Below are 19,650 nucleotides of genomic sequence, written 5' to 3' on the forward strand. Positions count from 1 at the left end.
AACCCTGTTTTTATTTATAAAAAAATCCGCTTATAGCGGATTTTTAATATATTATATGTAATAAACTATTACTTTTCAGCAACAACTTCAAATACAATATCTGCTACTACTGCTCTGTGTAAACGAACAGCTGCATTATATTTACCTAATCTTTTAACATTACCTCCAGTAACTTTGATAAATTTTCTATCTATCTCAGTTCCTGCTTTTGATAATGCAACAGCAACATCAGCATTGTTTACAGATCCAAATAATTTGTCTCCTGTACCAACTTTAGAAGCTATTTTAAGTTCATATCCTTTAATAGTATCTGCTAATTTAGTAGCATCTTCTATTAATTTAGCTTCCTTAAAAGCACGTTGCTTTAAGTTTTCTGCTAATACTTTTTTAGCTGAAGAAGTAGCTAAAATTGCATATCCTTGAGGTATTAGGCAGTTACGTCCATAACCATTCTTAACGGTTACAACATCGTCTTTAAAACCTAAGTTTTCTACGTCTTGTTTTAATATCAATTCCATGTTTCTACTTCTTTATTATTTTAACATATCACCAACGTATGGCATTAAAGCTAAGTGACGAGCTCTTTTAATAGCCTGTGCAACTTTACGTTGATATTTTAATGATGTTCCTGTTAAACGTCTTGGTAAAATTTTACCTTGTTCGTTTACTAAATACATTAAGAAACTAGCATCTTTATAATCGATGTATTTAATATCATTTTTCTTAAAACGACAGTATTTTGCTTCTTTTTTAGTTTCAATGTCAAGTGGAGTTAAGTAACGTACTTCTCCTTGCTTGTTTCCTTTTGCTTGTTGATCTATAGACGACATAGGTTACTTTTTTGATGATTTAACACGTTCTTTTCTCTTCTCAGCCCAAGCCGCAGCATGTTTATCTAACCTTACAGTTAAATAACGCATAATGCTATCATCACGTCTAAATTCTAATTCAAACGGAGTAATAGTATCTCCTGATGCTTTAAACTCGATTAAGTGGTAAAATCCACTTTTCTTTTTTTCAATTGGGTAAGCTAATTTCTTTAAGCCCCAATTTTCTTTGTAAATCACCTCTGCACCCTTTGAAGTCAAATAATCTTCAAATTTCTGCACTGTTTCCTTTATCTGACCTTCAGATAAAACGGGATTCAAAATGAAAACAGTTTCGTAATGGTTCATAATTAAAAATTTTATTTTAAGGGTGCAAATATATAAAAAATAGACTATATATATAACAACTACACGCTATATTTTTTTATTTGTTTTTGAGTAAGTTTGTAACCCTTCTAAAATTTCAAAAATATGTTAATCCCTGAATTACCTAATATTATTCATTTTGCTATTCCTTTTTTTATAATTACAGTACTTATTGAAGTAATTTTAACTGTAAAAGTAAAAATGGAAAATTATGAATATATAGATTCCTTAACTTCAATAACGATGGGCTTAGGTAATGTTTTTATAGGATTATTTACTAAAGGAATTACATTCACTTTCTTTTTATTTATATATGAATACCGCTTTTTTACAGTTCCTTTTATTTGGTGGTCGTGGTTAATTTTATTGTTTGCAGAAGATTTAGTGTATTACTGGAATCATAGAATTGCACATGAAAGTAGGTTATTTTGGGCTAGTCATGTGGTACATCATTCCTCAAAAAAATATAATTTATCAACGGCTTTACGACAAACTTGGTCTGGTAGTTTTTATACTTTTATTTTCTGGACTCCCCTAGCCCTTATAGGGTTTCATCCTGTAATGATTTTAATGCAAATGAGTATAAGCCTTTTATATCAATACTGGATTCATACTGAATTAATTTACAAACTACCAAATTGGTTTGAAGCAATTTTTAACACTCCTAGTCACCATAGAGTTCATCATGCAACAAATCCACAATATTTAGACAGAAATCATGCTGGTATCTTTATTATATGGGATAAATTATTTGGCACATTTGAACCAGAAATAGAAAAACCTATATATGGTTTAGTTAGTAATATTAACACATACAATCCTATTAAAGTTGCTTTTCATGAGTGGTTCAATATGCTATCAGATTTTTTATTTTCTAAAACATCTATTATAAATAAACTTAAATACTTGATTAAACCACCAGGATGGAAACATGATGGTAGTGGTAAATTATCTACTGATTTAAGAAAAGAATGGAGTGCAAAAAAAAAGAGATAAATTAATAATTTATCTCTTTTTTATATTTTTTACTTTTTAAATTACTGATTCCCAAGGATAATTGGCATTCCACTATTACCTGAACCTATAATCACAACTTTACTGTTTGGTGATTCAGATAATTTCATTGTTGCTTCAATACCTTTATCACGTAGAATTTTATCAGTAAGTGAAGCACTTAAAATTTTGTTTGCATCTGCTTTTCCTTTTGCTTCAATTATCTGTTTTTCAGCTTCTTTTTGTGCAGTTACTAACCTAAACTCATATTCTAATGACTCTTGTTCTTGCTTTAGTTTTCGTTCAATTGCTGATTTGATAGTAGCTGGTAAAGTAACATCTCTAACTAATACTTCATTTAATTGAATATGTTGCTTGTCTAATATTTTCTTCGTTTCAACAAATATCTCTTCTTGAATTACATCTCTTTTACTAGAGTATAATTGTTCTGGTGTATAACGACCTACAACACTTCTAGCAGCAGAACGAATGGCTGGTTGAATAACTCTTGAAATATAATTTTCTCCTTTTTCTTTATGTAATAACCCTAAATTTTCTGATTGTGGTTGAAACCATGCAGAAGCTTCTAATTGAATTTCTAATCCATTTGAAGATAAAACTTGCATTTTTTCAAAAATTTCTTGTTGACGTACTTCATACACGAAAACCTTATTCCATGGAGCCACAATATGAAAACCTTCACCTAATGATGGTTCATCTGTTACTACACCACCTCCAAAAGTTTTATACAAAACTCCAGCTTGACCTGACTTTATAGTTTCTGTTGATTTTGAAAAAGCTATAATTGTAATTACAGCTAATAAAACTACCATAAAACCTCCTTTAGGAAACTTTAAATCTAATTGCCTGTTATTGTTCATTGTTTTTTATTTCAAATGTACAATTAAATTCACTAATTACAATTTTGATATTCGCATTCTTCAGTCTTTAACTCAAATTCAATAGTTATGTGTTCTAAATGGTATTTATCATGTAATTCTTTTTTCAAAGTTCCTTTTAAAACAGTAATCTCTTTTAAATTACTATTGTTTTTTAAAACAACATGAACAGTAAGAATAGTATACTCTCCATCCATAGTCCAAAGATGAAAATCATGAACATCTTCAACTGAAGGATTTTTTAATATATAATTTTTAATATCTTCTATCGATAAATTTTCAGGAATCCCTTGAAGAATTACAGCTAAGCTTTCTTTCATATTCTTGTAAACATTAAAGAGAACATATAATGCTATTAATAATGATAAAATTGGATCTAAAATTGGAAAATCCCAAAACTGCATTATAATACTTGCAATAAGTACAGCAACCCAACCCAGAACATCTTCTATTAAATGTAAATAAACCACTTTTTCATTAATGGTTGTTCCTTTTTTTAATTTAAAAACAGCGGCTCCATTTACAAGTATCCCTAAAAGAGCCAACCACATCATTCCTTTTGCATCAGAATATTCTGGGTTCATAGTTCTTGGTATCGCCTCTTTTATTATAAAAATTGAACCAATAATTAATATTATTGAATTTATAATAGCTCCTAAAAGAGACAATCTTTTAAATCCATATGTATACTTCTTAGTTGGTTTTTTAGTTGACTTTTTCTCAAAATACCATGCCAATCCCAAACTTAAGCTATCACCTAAATCATGTAAAGCATCTGACATTATAGCTAAACTATTAGTAAAAAACCCTCCTATGAACTCAATTATAGTAAAAGTTAAATTTAAAAAGAAAGCTGTCGCTAAATTTTCTGAAGAATTATTATGCGAATGATTGTGTCCCATTTTATTACTTTATTTACAAGACAATTAATTTACAAAAAAGATGCATGATTTATAAATAAAATGTGGTTACATTTTTGTAACCACATAATTATATTTTTTAATGAGCATGTCCATCCATGCCACCAGACATTTGCATAAGTTTACCTTTTAAAAAATGCGCTCCAGTTATTACCACACTTACATTAAAATTATCTTCTTCTATCTCTTTAATTTCTACAAAACCTTTATCTGTATTTCCTAATCTAACCTCTACTGGTATAAATTCAGTTTCATTCATAGCAATGAAAATAAAATTCTTTCCTTCATTCTCTATAACAGCATTTTCAGAAATAGCATATACTTTGCTCCCTTCCAATAAAACTTCAGCATTGATAAACATACCTGACTTCAACCTTCTTTCTGGGTCTTCAAAATGACCATGAACATTTACTGTTTTAGTTTTATCGTCAACCTTTTGACTAATTAGCTTAATGTAGCCTTCATATTGTAGATTTAATCCGGATGGTTTAAATGAAAAATCACTTCCTTTTTTTATTCTAGTTATATCAGAACCAAAAACATTTAATTCTGCATGAATATGATCATTATCAATCACTTCAATCATTTCAGAATTAGCCATTAAAAATTTTCCTTTATTTATATTATTTTCAACTACAAAGCCTGTTATAGGAGACTTAACATATACATATTGTTGAATTCCTTTTTTATTTATAGTAACAGGATTTAAACCTGCCATTTTCAATTGAGAAGCATAACTACTTACCAAACTTTGCAACGACTTATACCTTCCTTCAGATGCTTGAAAAGATTTTTTAGAAGTTATATCTTTTTCTAATAGCATTTTTTTTCTATCATAATCAGCTTTAGCTACATTACAATTATTTATTGACTCTAAGTACGAGTACTGAAGTTTTATAAAATTAGGGTGTTCCAAAACTGCTACAGTTTGCCCTTTAGTTACTTTATCCCCTGGCAATACATCAGTACTATAAACAAATGCTTCCATTGGTGCATAAATTGTAGCTTTATTTTGTGGAGGAGCTTCAATAGTTCCAGTTACAGCTATTCTATTTCTTATTAATTTTTTACTAAGCACTTCTATTTTTAAGTCAGCATTTTGTATTTGCTCCTTTGTTAAATCAAGTTTATTTTCTTCATGATTTTCTTCTTTAGATATTGTTGATTGTTTTTTTTGATCCTCTTTTGCATGGTCATGCCCTGAGTGATCTTCTTTTTTAGAATTACAACTTGTAATTATTATAAAAAGTAGTGGTATTATATATTTTTTCATCGTGTTATTCTTTACTATAAAATTCATACGTTATTACTGTTTGATTGTAATTATTTATAAGTGATAAATAATTTTGCATTACTTGAAAATATGCTGTGAAACTTTGACTGTATTGAAACGCATCAATTTCTCCTGCTTTGTATGCTATTTGTAACTTTTCTATAAATTTTTCAGCTACAAGAACAGTTTTATTAATTCCTTTTAACTCTTTATTTAAATAAACTATCTGATTTTGTAAACTCTCGAAATTATTATTAATAGCGATAAACTTTGATTCATTTTCAAATACAACCTCTTCTTTAAATATTTTCTGTTGTTTAACTTTTGAATTATTAGACCAAAATGAAATAGGTATATTTACACCAACATTAAACCCAGTATAACTAGTATTAACTCCTGTTTTCCTTCTTAACAAACCTCCTGTAAGCTCAGGAAAATTAGCAGATTTTGCTAAAGAAACTTGCTTACTTGCTCTTTCATTCTGTTTATTTAAAATCTTTTTAAATCTACTAGAGAGAACTCCATCTTTTTTTGATACTATTTTCTTTTTAGGAAAATCTTTGGTCGGAATAATAGCATAGCTTATCTGAAGTATCTTTTTTAATTCATTCTCTACTTCTAGTAACTTCTTATACATCTTGTTTTTTTGAGATTGTATACCCAAAAACTGTAATGTTGTTAAATCATTTTCTAAACCACCTATTTCACCAGCCTTATGCAATTCTTTTGCTATAGTGCTAATTTTACTACTATTTTGCTGTTGTTTATTCATTAAAACATTAAGTCCATATAAATAATTCCATTCTTGATACAGGCTTTTAACTTTTTTAATCAACTCTTTTTCGGAAATCTCATTAGATATATTCATTAACTCAACAGTTGTTTTTGCTAATTCTCTTTTTTTTAAATGCGACAATACAGATCCAAAATTCTGGTTAATTGACCATTCTTTTTCATTAATACCTGTAGAAACACCAACATCTTGATATCTTACATTCATAGGCTTTAATACTATTGCTCCAGAAACACCAGCCTTACTTTTTTCGATATTAAGTTGTGATTTTTTAAGAATTACCGATTTTTTCAATGCTATTTTAATAGCATCATTTTCTGATATTTTTCTATTTCTTTCCTGAGCATTAGATATAGAACAATAAAATAGTATTGGTAAAACAATCCCTAATACAGAAGGTTTAACTTTTTTTAGTTTAATAGTTTCAAATAACATATATAACACTGGTAAAATCAACAGTGTTAAAAATGTAGCAGATATTAAACCACCAATAACGACAGTGGCTAATGGTTTTTGAACTTCAGCTCCAGCAGATGATGATAAAGCCATTGGTAAAAAACCTAAAGAAGCAACAGCTGCTGTCATAATTACAGGTCTTAAACGCACAGAAGTACCTCTCTTTATTATTTCATATAAATCAGTAATCCCCTGTTTCTTTAGTCTATTAAATTCTGCAATTAATACAATTCCATTTAATACTGCAACGCCAAACAATGCAATAAATCCAACACCGGCAGAAATAGAAAAAGGCATACCCCTTAACCATAATGCTAATATTCCTCCAATAGCTGACATTGGAATTGCTGTAAAAATTAACACACTATGTTTAATAGAATTAAATGTAATATACAGCAATATAAATATTAACAACAAGGCTACTGGAACAGCTACAGATAAGCGTTCTCTAGCTTCTTCAAGATTTTTAAAAGTCCCTCCATAAGTAATATAATATCCAGCATCAAATTTTATATTTTCATTTACCTTCTTTTTTAATTCTTTAACAATACTTTCAACATCACGATCTCTTACATTAAAACCTACTGTAATTCTTCGCTTAGCATCATCTCTTTGAATTTGATTAGGTCCAGTTTTAAAACTAACATCAGCTACATTTACAAGTGGTATTTGTAATCCAGTGGCTGTAGATATATATAGCTTACGAATATCTTCTATACTCTCTCTTTTATTTTTTGCTAATCGTACTACTAAATCAAAACACTTTTCGCCTTCATAAACAGAGCCTGCTTTTTGACCTGCAAAAGCTGCATTTATCGCGGTATTCACATCAGATATATTTAAACCATAATATGCTAATTGGTTTCGTTTATAGTTAATTACAATTTGTTTTAAACCTGTTATTTTTTCAACATATAAATCTTCAGCTCCTTCTACTTTTGGTATTATTACGCTTAATTCGTTAGCATATTTAACTAACTTATCTAAATCTTCTCCATAAATTTTCAACACTACATCTTGCCTTGCCCCTGTCATTAACTCATTAAAACGCATTTGTATTGGCTGTTGAAACCCAAAAGAAACACCTAACATATTATCTTCTAATAATTTTTGCATCTTATACGTCAACTCATTCTTAGTATAAGCTTTCGTCCAATGACTTTTATCTTTTAAAATGATAATTATATCCGTAGCCTCAATAGGCATTGGATCTGTTGGTATTTCTGAAGAACCTATTCTGCTTACTATCTGTTCTATTTCATTTGGGAACTCTTTTAATAATAATTTTGAAGATTTATTAGAGGCATCAACCGAATATGATAATGAACTCCCTGTTGATACTACTGCTTGTACAGCAAGATCTCCTTCATCTAAAGAAGGAATAAACTCAGCTCCCATCTTAGTAAACATAAATACACTAGCTATAAAAGTTAATACAGCTCCTATAACAACTTTTAATTTATTTTTTAATGCAAAATTTAACAAAGGATTATAGCCTTTTTGTATTCCTTCTATTATTTTATCAGAAACAGTAGATTTATTACTTATTTTTTTCTTTAAAAACAAAGCACTCATCATAGGTACATAGGTTAATGATAATATAAATGCCCCTAAAATTGCAAAGCTAACTGTGATAGCCATTGGCCTAAACATTTTTCCTTCTATACCCACCAGCGCTAAAATTGGTAAATAAACAATAAGAATAATTATTTCTCCAAATGCTGCACTGGTACGAATTTTAGATGCCGAATTATAAACTTCTTCATCCATTTGCTTTTGAGTTAATACTGTATTCGCTTTTTTAAGCCCTAAATAATGTAAAGTAGCTTCAACAATAATAACTGAACCATCAACAATTATCCCAAAATCTATAGCACCTAAGCTCATTAAGTTACCTGAAACACCAAATACATTCATCAAACTAATAGCAAATAACATAGCTATTGGAATTACAGAAGCTACAATTAATCCAGCTCTTAAATTCCCCAGTAACAACACCAAAATAAATATAACAATTAGTGCTCCCTCTATTAAATTTGTTGTTACAGTATTAATTGCTTTATTAACTAGTTTAGTTCTATCTAAAAATGGCTCAATTACAACCCCTTTGGGTAAACTTTTTTCTATTTGCGCAATACGATTTTTAACTGTCTTTATAACTTTTGATGAATTTGCTCCTTTAAGCATCATAACTATCCCTCCTACAACTTCTCCTTCACCATTTTTAGTCATAGCTCCATATCTAACTGCACTACCTAATTGTACATTTCCTATATTTTTAATTAATATTGGAGTGCCATTTTTTGTATTCTTGATAACAATGTTTCTAATATCATCTGGAGTTTTAATTAATCCTTCACTTCTTATAAAATAAGCTTTTGGGTTTTTATCTATATAAGCTCCTCCCGTATTTTGATTATTATTTTCTAATGCTTTAAATACCTCCTGTATGCTAACTTCTAACGTTTGTAATTTTTCAGGGTGTAAAGCTACTTCGTATTGCTTTAAATTACCTCCAAAACTACTTACATCCGCAACACCTTCAATACCCAATAATTGGCGACGAACCATCCAGTCTTGAATAGTACGGAGCTCCATAATTGAATACTTCTTTTTGTTTTTTTTATTTACTTTTAAAGTATATTGATAAATTTCTCCTAATCCTGTAGTTACTGGCGCCATTTCTGGATTTCCAACACCACTTGGAATTTGATTTTTAGCTTCAACTAAACGTTCGTTAATCTGCTGTCTTGCCCAATAAATATCTATATTATCTTTAAACACTACAGTAACAACACTAAGTCCAAATCGAGAAAAGGAACGAACTTCTTCTATATTAGGAATACTTGACATGGTCATTTCTATAGGAAATGTAACTAATCGTTCAATATCTTGAGCTGATTGTGATGGTGCTGATGTTATTATTTGCACCTGATTATTTGTTATATCTGGTACTGCATCAATAGGTAGTTGTTTAAATGAGTATACACCCCAACCTATTAACGCTAATACTAATACACCAATAATCAATTTATTTTTAATTGAAAATTTTATGATGTTATCTAACATTATCAATGATTTTAATTTATTATTTTTTCATTGTATATATTGATATACAACTACTTTTCACATCATATTAAATTTATGATGCGTACATGATTTTAAATAAATGATATAATAAATTAAACTCTTGGTGGTTGGAAAATTTCCTCTAAGAATGAATTAAGGTAAGTATTTTGATAAAAGTTGATTTCTTGCTTTATCGTTATAAAAGTAAGAAATTGAAAATTATATTCTAAAATTGGTACAAATTCGGATGATAATGAAACTACATTACAATGATGATGATGTTCGGTATTTTCTTCATCTTTAGAATCTTCTTGATGATGAATATCTTCATGAGCTTCATCAATATCAAAATGGTTTTCTATAGTATCATATATAACTACATCATTATGTGCTTGCATTGGAGGTGCAAACAATAATAGTATTAACATGTATACAATAGAGTTCTTCAAAATTTTATAATAAACACAGAATAAAGTAACATTTTATATCTGGGTTAACAAATTTAACCTTTTTTTAATTTTAAACCAATATTAATTGATAAATAAACTTACATGTTTTGAGTATAAAAATTATAATCTTTTAATATAGTATCTATAAATATAATGTCAGTTTTATCTTTTGATTTCACTTCTGTAACTTCTTCTATTTTTGTTCTTAATTTTATAAGAGTTTTATAGTCTTTACTTTTTTTAGCAACTGAAAAAGTATCCTTTATAATACGAGCATCATTATCTGAAAGTTTTATAACACTTGGATAAGTTGGCACATACTCTTCACTAATATCCTCAAGAATAGTTTGAGAAAATTTTGCTTCATCTTTTAAATTAACCACAACTGTATTAGCGGATATGTCACCTATCCTTTGATTATTTTTAGTCATAATTATTGAAAATAAACCTACCATTTTACCACCTAAAAATATCAACCATAGCAAACCTAAATATTCATTTGCTCCTAAAGAAGATACATATACAAAAATCAACATAAATAAATTAAAATCTACTACTCGCAAAAACCAACGCATCGTATAATCTGTAAATGAAGGTTTAAATCCATCAATATTTATAACTCTTAACTTCAACATTTTTTTACCTAGAGTTTGTCCGTTTAACAACATCTCAGTATATAATGAATAAAACGTAATAGGTAAAAATAATAAAATATCTATAGCCTTTATAGACCAAGAATCTCCATCAACAGCCGCTTTAATTAAAGTGAAGTTAAACATGTATATGATGAAATATATGTAAGCAAATTTTATTATGTTATCAATAAAAAAAGCGAGTATACGCTGACCAAGATTAGCTAATTCAAAATTGATAATAACATTTTGTGTGGTATTTACTTGCAGTCTTTTCATACATTATTTACATTTGTCTCAATGAGAGAGGTAGCTTTTATTAAGCAAAATAAAGAAAAATGGCTTGAATTTGAACAAGTAATTTCAAATAATACGAAAAAGAGCCCAGACGAAATTGCTGAATTGCACATTAAGATAATGAATGATTTGTCGTATGCACAATCGTTTTATCCTAAAAGTAAGGTTGTTATATACTTAAACAAACTTGCTAAGAAAAGTTATGGGAAAATTTACCATACTAAAAAACAAGATAAAAATACCCTAGCACAATTTTTCTTTGAAAAAATTCCTTTACTTGCTTATAAGCATCGTAAATATATTTATATCTCATTTATTTTTTTCTTTTTATGTTTTTTTATTGGTTTGCTATCTACATTTAATGACGATAGTTTTGCCAGAGAAATTTTAGGAAATGAATATATTGATGTTACTCTCGAAAATATTGAAAGTGGTGATGCATTAGCTATTTATAAAGGCGGAAGTAACTGGGGAAGCTTTATCGGTATTTTTGACAATAATTTACGTGTAGGACTAAATATGTTTTTATCTGGTTTATTTATTGGATTGGGAACAGGATACTATATTATATACAATGGTATTATGGTTGCTGTTTTTCAAGCTTTCTTTTATCAAAATAATACTTTTTTTGATAGTGTAAAAGGTATCTGGATACATGGAACTTATGAAATTTTCGCTATGATTATAGAAGCTGCTTGTGGATATATTATAGGAGCTAGTATATTATTTCCTGGATCATTAGATAGAATTGAATCTTTTAAAAAAGGACTAAGAGAAGCTTTCTTTATTTTTTTAAGCACTATACCTTTTACATTTATAGCTGCCTTTTTAGAAGGTTATATTACAAGATATTATAATCAAATGCCTACTGTAATATGCTTACTCATAATCTTGTCTTGTTTAGCATCTATTTCTTATTATTATTTGATTTTACCATATAAAGTTGCTTCAAAACACCAATTACGATAATGAGAAATATTATAATAATACTTTTTTTATTTTTGGGTGTTTGTGTGCATTCTCAAGACATAAATACGTTATTAGAAAACGATAGTATATCGTATGATAAAAATGTAGACTATGTAAAAAAAAGAAAATTAGGAAATGACTTGAAATCAAAATATAAAGGCAAAGATTTTATTTACACTGAAAGCACTCCACCTCCTAAAAAAACTAAAAAAGAATCAAAAAAGAAAATTAATGAAAATACTTTAGACTTTTTTAAAGATTTAATTAGCTTCTTGGGTACTGTTTTCCCTTATTTACTAGCTTTAATTGTTATTCTTATTTTATTGAAAAGTTTTGTTTTTACTGAAATGGATTTTTGGAAATTTAACAAATCTACTAAACAGCATAAGAAAGCACTTATATTTGAAGAAGAAGACGAAGATATTAATAAAAATGACTATAGTAAGTTATTAGAACGAGCAATTCTAAATAATGATTATAGACTTGCTACGAGGTACTATTATTTATTATTACTTAAAATAATGTCACAAAAAGGCATAATCAAATACGATAAAGACAAAACAAATTCAGAATACTTGTTCGAACTAAAAAGTATTAATAGTCGTAAGCAATTTTCATACTTAATATACCTGTATGATTATGTTTGGTATGGAGAATTCCCTATTGATGAATTAAAATTCAATGCTATTGAAAACAACTATAAATCTTACATTAAAAAATTATAATTGAATACTAAAAACTACATATTATTTTTATTATTTATTTCACTAATTTTTACTGGATGTAAAAAAACAGATTGGAGAGAAAATTATAGAGAACAATCAAAAGCTCCATTTGGAACTTATATAATTCATAATGAAATAACGAGCTTATATAATGGGAATGAAAAGGTATATTTAAAGAAAAACATCTCCGATTTCTTTAATGAAATATACTATGATAATGATGCTGGTTATGCAAATTACATCTGTATTAAATCATCTGCTAACAAACTAGATAAAAGATCAATAAATAAGTTGCTTAAATTTGTATTTGCTGGTAATGATGCTTTTATTTCTTTAAATCATTTTAGTGAAAATTTAAAAAAATCTTTAAATATCAGTACTGATAATTTAGATAAGAACACATACGCCCTTCAAGAGTTAAAGAATTTAAAAGGATCTTTATACTTAAAAAATGATCAATTTAAAGATAGCGTTTTTAAGTTTGAACGTAATATAAGACGTCATTATTTCTCAAAATTCGATTCTTTAACAACCATTGTTTTAGGTACTCAAAAAATAAACCATGAAAAACAACCTAACTTTATAAAAGTATACCATGGTAAAGGAGCTATATACTTGCATACACAGCCAATCGTTTTTACAAATTATTATTTACTTAATAAAAAGGGTACTTATGCTTCAAATATCTTTTCTTATTTACCAGACAGAACAATTTTATGGGACCCACAAGTGAAATCCAGAAAAAACTCAACAGACAAAAATAAAAAGTCTGTATTTAAATTTTTCAACAAACATACATCTTTAAAATGGTCGTTATATATTGCTTTTTGGGGGCTATTACTTTTTATTCTTTTCAATGCTCGAAGAAAACAACGAGTTGTTCCTACTATTGAAAAATTAAAAAACTCAACTTCAGATTTTACACATACTATTGCCAATTTATATTTAAAGGAAGAAAATCATAAAAATTTAGTAACAAAAAAAATAACTTATTTTTTAGAAAAAGTTAGAACCAAATATTTAATCAACACAAATAACTTAAATAGTGTTTTTATTGAAAAGTTAGCATCTAAATCTGGAAATAAATTAAGTACAACTCGATATTTGATAAACACTATTATAGCAGTAAATAAAAAATCAAATTGTACGCAAGATGAATTAATGCGCTTAAATACGCTAATTGAAAACTTTTTTGAAAACAATTAATTATGGAAAACACAACTACAAATACTACTAGTGAAAGTTTAGAATTCGAAAGCAGAATTAACTTATCTGAACTACAAGAGAGTATTTATAAGATAAAAACAGAATTGAATAAAGTTATTGTTGGTCAAAAAAGAATGATCGATTTATTACTTGTTGCAATACTTTCTGATGGTCATGCATTGATAGAAGGTGTTCCAGGAGTAGCCAAAACAATAACTGCCAAATTACTATCTCGTACTATAACTATAGATTTTAGCCGTATCCAATTTACACCTGATTTAATGCCTTCAGATATATTAGGAACTTCAGTTTTTAATGTTAAAAATTCTGAATTTGAATTTAAAAAAGGTCCTATTTTTTCAAATATGGTATTAATTGATGAGATAAATAGAGCACCAGCTAAAACTCAAGCAGCTTTATTTGAAGTTATGGAAGAACAACAAATTACTATTGATGGAACCACCTATTCTATGGGATCTCCTTTTATAGTATTAGCTACACAAAATCCTATTGAACAAGAAGGTACATATAGATTGCCTGAAGCACAATTAGATCGTTTTCTTTTTAAAATAAATGTAAACTACCCTACTGCTGAAGAAGAATTAGAAATTGTAACAAGAGAGCAAGCTTTAATTAACAATACAAAGATTGATAAAATTGAAACTGTTATATCTGGTGAAAAAATTGAGCAATATAAAAAGTTAATTACCCAAATAAAAGTTGAAGAACACCTGCTTAAATACATCTCTAACATTGTTGTAAGCACAAGAAATAATTCTTTTTTATTTTTAGGAGCTTCTCCAAGAGCTACAATTGCTATTTTAAAAGCTTCAAAGGCCTTTGCTGGGATTAATGGAAGAGACTTTATTACTCCTGAAGATATTAAAAATGCAGCAATTCCTGTACTACAACACAGAGTTATAGTTACACCTGAAAGAGAAATGGAAGGTTTAACTAGTACTCAAATTATTGAACAAATAATTGAATCTGTAGAAATTCCAAGATAATAATGAAGAAACTTTATAATTCTTTATTTTTAAACGACAACTTATTTTATGGAGTAATTTTTATAGCTGTATTATTTGTTGCTGGTTTTTTTATTCCTCTTTTTTTCTCTTTAGGACAAGTTCTTTTATTTTCTTTACTGGTAGTAACTTTTATAGATATATTATTAATCTACAGCTTAAAAAAAGGAATTCATATTGAACGTTTTTTACCAGAACGATTATCAAATGGTGATAATAATAAAATATCTATTTTACTTAAAAGTAATTATAAATTCAATATTCATTCTATTATTATTGAAGAATTACCGTTTCAGTTTCAAAAAATAAATTTTTCTTTTAAACAAATTTTAAAACCAAACAAAGAAAATAAAATTAATTATAATCTTACTCCAAAAAAAAGAGGAGTTTATGATTTTGGGCATATTAACATTTACATTAGTTCTCCTTTAAGGCTTGCAACTCGAAAATATATTTTAGGAGAAGAAAAAAAATTAAAATGCTATCCTTCTTTTTTAAAACTAAAAGAATTTGATATAAAAGCTGTATCTAACGACTTAAATACCTATGGTAATAAAAAAATTAGAAGAATTGGACATTCATTAGAATTTGAACAAATTAAGGAATATGTTTCTGGAGATGATATTCGTTCTTTAAATTGGAAAGCTACAGCTAAAAGAAACCAATTAATGGTCAATCAATATGTTGAAGAAAAATCACAACCAGTATATTCAATAATTGATAAAGGTAGACCAATGCAAATGCACTTTAACAACCTTTCTCTACTTGATTATGCAATTAATGCAACTTTGGCTGTAAGTAACATTATTTTACGAAAACAAGACAAAGCTGGAATGCTTACTTTTTCTAAAAAGTTAGAAAATATTATTGTAGCTGAACAACGTAATTCGCAAATGAATTTAATTTCTGAAGCTTTATACAATGTCAAAACAAATTTTTTGGAAGCTGATTACAGTTTATTATATGCTACTATAAAACGAAAAATAACCAGTAGAAGTTTACTCATATTATACACTAATTTTGAAACTTTAGATGCACTTAAAAGGCAGCTCCCCTATCTTCGTGCTATTGCTAAAAATCATTTATTATTAGTTGTTTTCTTTCAAAACACTGAATTAAATACAATTGTAGAACAAAAATCAAGTTCAGTTGAAGATGTATATGATAAAATTATTGCTGAAAAATTTATGTATGAGAAAAAACAAATTGCAAACGAATTAAAAAAATACGGAATACAATCTGTACTAACTAAACCAGAAAACTTAACTGGAAATACTATAAATAAGTATTTAGATTTAAAATCTAGAGGCTTATTTTAATTTCAAATATTTTTACAAAAATTAAAAACTTAATCAAACTATGAGTAAATTAAAATTAAAATTAAAAAGAATTGATCCTGTAAAATATGCTTTAATAACAGGAATATTAATGGCATTAATGGGCTTTATCGTTATTGGAATAACAACTTTATTTAGCACATTAATAGGTGCTGGTAGTGGAGACATGGGAGCTTTTGCTACAATTATGGGAGGTGGATTACTTGCTTTAATCTTTATTCCTGTTCTATACTTCATTTTTGGGTTTATTTTTGGTTTAATTGGTACAATGCTACTTAATTTTGTTTTGAAAAAAATTGGAGGGCTACCTATAGATTTTGAGAAAACAGGAACAGATATTTCAATGATTGGTGAAGAGTAATTTTTATTAACTAATCTAATAACAATTAACTATCTAAAACAAAAAGCCTCAGTAATTTTAAACTACTGAGGCTTTTATATACATTAGATTCAATTATTAAGTCTTTCCATAATACTTTCTTACAAACCATTCAATAGATAATAAAGAAGCAATTAAAACCAAAATCCATTTCCAATCAATTAAACTCTTTTGGGTTGTAATTGATTTCTGAACTGTAAAATAATCTTTATCAGCAAGTAAATTTGAAATCAATGATTCAACTTGATTAGAATAAACCAGTTTTCCATTAGAATTTTTTGCTAATTTTTGTAATTTATTACTATTAGCATTTGTAAACTGCTCTTCTATTTGATAGGCTGATATTTTAAATCGTCCATACTTATTAATATTTTGATTTTCAACAGAAACTTGGTACATATAATCTCCAGCTAACAAACCTTCTACAGATACCTGATATGCATTATTAGTTAAAGAAAATGGTAATACTTTAACCTCTTTTGTTTTTGAATTTGTTATTTTTAACTGTAAAGAAGCTCTATTATCAAATTTATAATTACGATCAACATAAAACGCAGAAATTTGTATTATAGCATTAGCTGGATATATGCTTTTAGAGGTTACTTCTAATCGTTTTCTTTTTTTATTTGAAGCCAAATACTGTGCTATATTACTTATAAAAGTATCGAAATTTTCAAATGTTTTATCTTTTAAATAGCTAGCAGATCTCCATTTCCAAATCCCCTCTCCAAATATAAAAGCATATTTAACATCATTTTTCTCTAAAGATGTTATTAAAGGTTCTGTTAAATTTATACCATTTAATTTTTGATATAATAAAATTTGTGTTTCATTTGACAATCTTAATTTCCCGAATTTATCACGTAAAGGAGGAAATTCTTCAAAACCAATATCATCTTGCATAAAAGTTAAAAAACTATCATTATAAATTGCTCCATAATTCTCAAACTGATTTATTGCATTCTTTTTTACCCCTAAGTTTAATGAGTTTATTAAATTCCAATCCGTTTTTGTTCCTGTGATTACTAAAAAATTAGAAGACACTTCTTCAAAAATTCTTCTGAAATAAAAATTTGGTTGATAAAAAACATAAAATTGATACTCTTTTAAGTTCAACTGCTTGTTTCCTATTACTTCTATGGTTACTTTTCGTTGTTTATTGCTTTCAATTGCTTTTTTTATAGCTCCTAAATCTGGATGCATTATTGAACTTAAGAGTAATACTTTAGTTTGCTCATCTATAACTTCTACCGAAAAACTTTTATAATTATTTTTAGTGTTTTTTTCTTTCTTAAGTTTTGTTATAGAGGCTTGGTAATATTGAAGCCCTTTCTCTTTTGATGTTAAATTAACAGTTATTGTTTTTGACGGGTTTTCAGATGAAAGTTTAATTCTTTCTGAATATATCTTTTTTCCATTATGAGATAATGTAAAAACAGAACTAACTGCACCTTTACCTTCATATAATAAAAAAGCTTCTACAGGAAACTTGTTTTTTATGTAACTATATTTATTTACATTAAGTTGTGTTATTTGAACATCCTGATATTGAGTTGTATCTCCTAACACAATAGGAAATACTTTATCTTTTGGCATTAAAAACTCATAATCATTTCCTGAAGTTTGATTACCATCAGTAATTAAAATTGTAGCTTTTTTATTGTTTTTCACTAATTCATCTACCGAATTTATAGCTTCAGATATATTGGTGCTAGTTTCAGAAAAAGATAAGCTATCTAATACTTTTATAGAGTTTCCAAAAGAAAAATTAGATATTTGATATTTTTTATTTAGTTCCTCATTATTAACAATAATATTAAGTATCTCTTTTACTTTTTCTTCTTCTTTAAAAAACCTAGTTGACAGAGAGTTATCTATCAATACTGACAACTTCGGTTTGATATTTTGAGTAGCAACAATATCAATTTTAGGATTTATTAATAATAATCCAATTAAAAATAAACTCAAAGCTTTTAAAATAAATAATGCTATAACAATTTTTGGTTGCTTCTTTTCTTTAAAAAAATATTGAAAAAAAGCAATTACTAAACTGCATAAAACTGTTATAACTATATAAATTAGAGTTGTTGATTGCACAAAATTATATTTAAAGTGTGAATATAAAAATATCTACTAAAATACGAACTGTATATACACTCTTAATTTAAAATACTCTTTATGATTAAGGTCATAATTTAATAATATATTACTGATTAATTTTGCTATAAACAACTCATATTATGAACACTACAAACACAATAACTCAAACTAAAACATACAAAAAAGAATTAAGTTTTCATAGCATTACTAAGTTAAACGATTGGATAGCTACTGAAGAAAAGAATGCAATGGGGATTTCTATTATTTTATTAATTCTTGGAACTATGATTGCTTCCATATCAGCTGCATTAGCTGTACATAAAGAAATAGCTTTGTTTCCATTAATTTTTACTTGTATTTCAGCAATGGGTGCAAATGCTATTGTTATTAGTCAAAGATCATTCAAAACAATTATATGGGCCTTTATAATAAATATTTTAGGAAATATTCTTTTAATAGCCTATCAACTTATTGAATTGATGGCTTAGGTTTTACTTCGAACATTTTAAAAAAGAGCATAGAAGCTATGTTTCGTGCTCTTTCTTTAGCTTCATTTGCTTTAGTACCAATAAATAAATCATCTATTGTTGAAAACCATAATTGAAGCCACCTACCAAAATGTTCTTGAGAAATACCATAACTAAACTCTTTATCAACATCTTTATGAACTTTCATTGGATTACCTTTAAATTTTCTAACAAAAAACAAATTAGTTTCCCAGAAATCCGTAAGCTTTTCCAAATGACTATCCCACATTTTTTCTGGTATTACTTTTAAAAAAATTGGACCAATAAAATCGTCTTTTTTAATCTTATCGTAAAATGTTGATACTAATAAAAAAACATCATCTCTTGTAGTTATTTCTCTCTTGCTCATTTAAAAATAAAATTAATCTAAATCAAAAGTATATCTTTATGCTTTTGCAATTTATGACT

19 protein-coding genes are annotated in these 19,650 nt (G+C 27.3%); 8 read left to right on the forward strand and 11 right to left on the reverse strand.

Annotated features, from left to right (window positions below):
- Positions 1–68: 68 nt before the first annotated feature.
- From rplI to rpsF, 3 genes are read right to left on the reverse strand one after another with little or no spacing between them, the layout of a single operon-like run.
- Positions 69–518, reverse strand: coding sequence for a 50S ribosomal protein L9 (rplI, locus tag ACKTTQ_RS11450; RefSeq protein ID WP_093871012.1), 450 nt, complete (start codon positions 516–518; stop codon positions 69–71).
- A 15-nt stretch (positions 519–533) separates the two neighbouring features.
- A complete protein-coding gene (gene rpsR / locus ACKTTQ_RS11455) occupies positions 534–830 on the reverse strand; it encodes a 30S ribosomal protein S18 (protein WP_093871011.1) in 297 nt (98 codons plus the stop codon).
- A 3-nt stretch (positions 831–833) separates the two neighbouring features.
- Positions 834–1,175, reverse strand: a complete 342-nt coding sequence (gene rpsF, locus ACKTTQ_RS11460; protein WP_093871010.1) for a 30S ribosomal protein S6 — start codon at positions 1,173–1,175, stop codon at positions 834–836.
- Between the two features lie 123 nt (positions 1,176–1,298).
- Here rpsF and ACKTTQ_RS11465 point away from each other — a divergent pair, with 123 nt between their 5' ends.
- Entirely contained in the window at positions 1,299–2,189 is an 891-nt protein-coding gene (locus ACKTTQ_RS11465; protein WP_408049273.1) for a sterol desaturase family protein, read from the forward strand.
- 41 nt (positions 2,190–2,230) lie between these two features.
- On the opposite strand, the gene ACKTTQ_RS11470 is transcribed toward ACKTTQ_RS11465, so the two are convergent.
- From ACKTTQ_RS11470 to ACKTTQ_RS11495, 6 genes are all read right to left on the reverse strand, one after another.
- On the reverse strand, positions 2,231–3,019 hold the full coding sequence (locus ACKTTQ_RS11470; protein WP_369813937.1) for a prohibitin family protein: 789 nt from the start codon (positions 3,017–3,019) through the stop codon (positions 2,231–2,233).
- Between the two features lie 80 nt (positions 3,020–3,099).
- The gene (locus ACKTTQ_RS11475) at positions 3,100–3,987 is read right to left on the reverse strand and encodes a cation diffusion facilitator family transporter (RefSeq protein ID WP_408049274.1); all 888 of its coding nucleotides are present in this window, start codon (positions 3,985–3,987) and stop codon (positions 3,100–3,102) included.
- Between the two features lie 97 nt (positions 3,988–4,084).
- Complete coding sequence (locus tag ACKTTQ_RS11480; RefSeq protein WP_408049275.1) at positions 4,085–5,278, reverse strand: efflux RND transporter periplasmic adaptor subunit; 1,194 nt, start codon at positions 5,276–5,278, stop codon at positions 4,085–4,087.
- A 4-nt stretch (positions 5,279–5,282) separates the two neighbouring features.
- Positions 5,283–9,596, reverse strand: coding sequence for a CusA/CzcA family heavy metal efflux RND transporter (locus ACKTTQ_RS11485; protein ID WP_408049276.1), 4,314 nt, complete (start codon positions 9,594–9,596; stop codon positions 5,283–5,285).
- A gap of 113 nt (positions 9,597–9,709) precedes the next feature.
- Positions 9,710–10,045 (reverse strand): hypothetical protein, encoded by a 336-nt coding sequence (locus tag ACKTTQ_RS11490; RefSeq protein WP_143032790.1) that lies wholly within the window; start codon positions 10,043–10,045, stop codon positions 9,710–9,712.
- A gap of 98 nt (positions 10,046–10,143) precedes the next feature.
- Entirely contained in the window at positions 10,144–10,956 is an 813-nt protein-coding gene (locus ACKTTQ_RS11495) for an RDD family protein (RefSeq protein ID WP_093871003.1), read from the reverse strand.
- A 21-nt stretch (positions 10,957–10,977) separates the two neighbouring features.
- Here ACKTTQ_RS11495 and ACKTTQ_RS11500 point away from each other — a divergent pair, with 21 nt between their 5' ends.
- Genes ACKTTQ_RS11500 through ACKTTQ_RS11525 form a run of 6 tightly spaced genes read left to right on the forward strand, consistent with a single transcriptional unit; the run spans position 10,978 to position 16,597 of the window.
- Entirely contained in the window at positions 10,978–11,943 is a 966-nt protein-coding gene (locus ACKTTQ_RS11500; RefSeq protein ID WP_093871002.1) for a stage II sporulation protein M, read from the forward strand.
- Complete coding sequence (locus tag ACKTTQ_RS11505) at positions 11,943–12,668, forward strand: hypothetical protein (protein ID WP_093871001.1); 726 nt, start codon at positions 11,943–11,945, stop codon at positions 12,666–12,668. Before ACKTTQ_RS11500 ends, ACKTTQ_RS11505 begins: the two co-directional genes overlap by 1 nt.
- Entirely contained in the window at positions 12,669–13,874 is a 1,206-nt protein-coding gene (locus ACKTTQ_RS11510; protein ID WP_113787008.1) for a DUF4350 domain-containing protein, read from the forward strand.
- Between the two features lie 2 nt (positions 13,875–13,876).
- Positions 13,877–14,881, forward strand: a complete 1,005-nt coding sequence (locus ACKTTQ_RS11515; RefSeq protein WP_093870999.1) for an AAA family ATPase — start codon at positions 13,877–13,879, stop codon at positions 14,879–14,881.
- A 2-nt stretch (positions 14,882–14,883) separates the two neighbouring features.
- Positions 14,884–16,218, forward strand: coding sequence for a DUF58 domain-containing protein (locus ACKTTQ_RS11520; protein ID WP_408049277.1), 1,335 nt, complete (start codon positions 14,884–14,886; stop codon positions 16,216–16,218).
- Positions 16,219–16,258: 40 nt separating this feature from the next.
- Positions 16,259–16,597, forward strand: coding sequence for a hypothetical protein (locus ACKTTQ_RS11525; RefSeq protein WP_093870997.1), 339 nt, complete (start codon positions 16,259–16,261; stop codon positions 16,595–16,597).
- 96 nt (positions 16,598–16,693) lie between these two features.
- Here ACKTTQ_RS11525 and ACKTTQ_RS11530 read toward each other — a convergent pair whose 3' ends face one another.
- Complete coding sequence (locus ACKTTQ_RS11530; RefSeq protein WP_408049278.1) at positions 16,694–18,712, reverse strand: vWA domain-containing protein; 2,019 nt, start codon at positions 18,710–18,712, stop codon at positions 16,694–16,696.
- 143 nt (positions 18,713–18,855) lie between these two features.
- Between ACKTTQ_RS11530 and ACKTTQ_RS11535 the strand changes: the two genes are divergently transcribed.
- The gene (locus ACKTTQ_RS11535; protein ID WP_093870996.1) at positions 18,856–19,203 is read left to right on the forward strand and encodes a hypothetical protein; all 348 of its coding nucleotides are present in this window, start codon (positions 18,856–18,858) and stop codon (positions 19,201–19,203) included.
- Here ACKTTQ_RS11535 and ACKTTQ_RS11540 read toward each other — a convergent pair.
- Positions 19,184–19,591, reverse strand: coding sequence for a group III truncated hemoglobin (locus ACKTTQ_RS11540; protein ID WP_093870995.1), 408 nt, complete (start codon positions 19,589–19,591; stop codon positions 19,184–19,186). The two genes, ACKTTQ_RS11535 and ACKTTQ_RS11540, sit on opposite strands and share 20 nt — an antisense overlap.
- Positions 19,592–19,650 lie beyond the last annotated feature (59 nt).

This window comes from Tenacibaculum halocynthiae (assembly GCF_964512825.1).
GTDB classification, from domain to species: Bacteria; Bacteroidota; Bacteroidia; order Flavobacteriales; family Flavobacteriaceae; genus Polaribacter; species Polaribacter halocynthiae.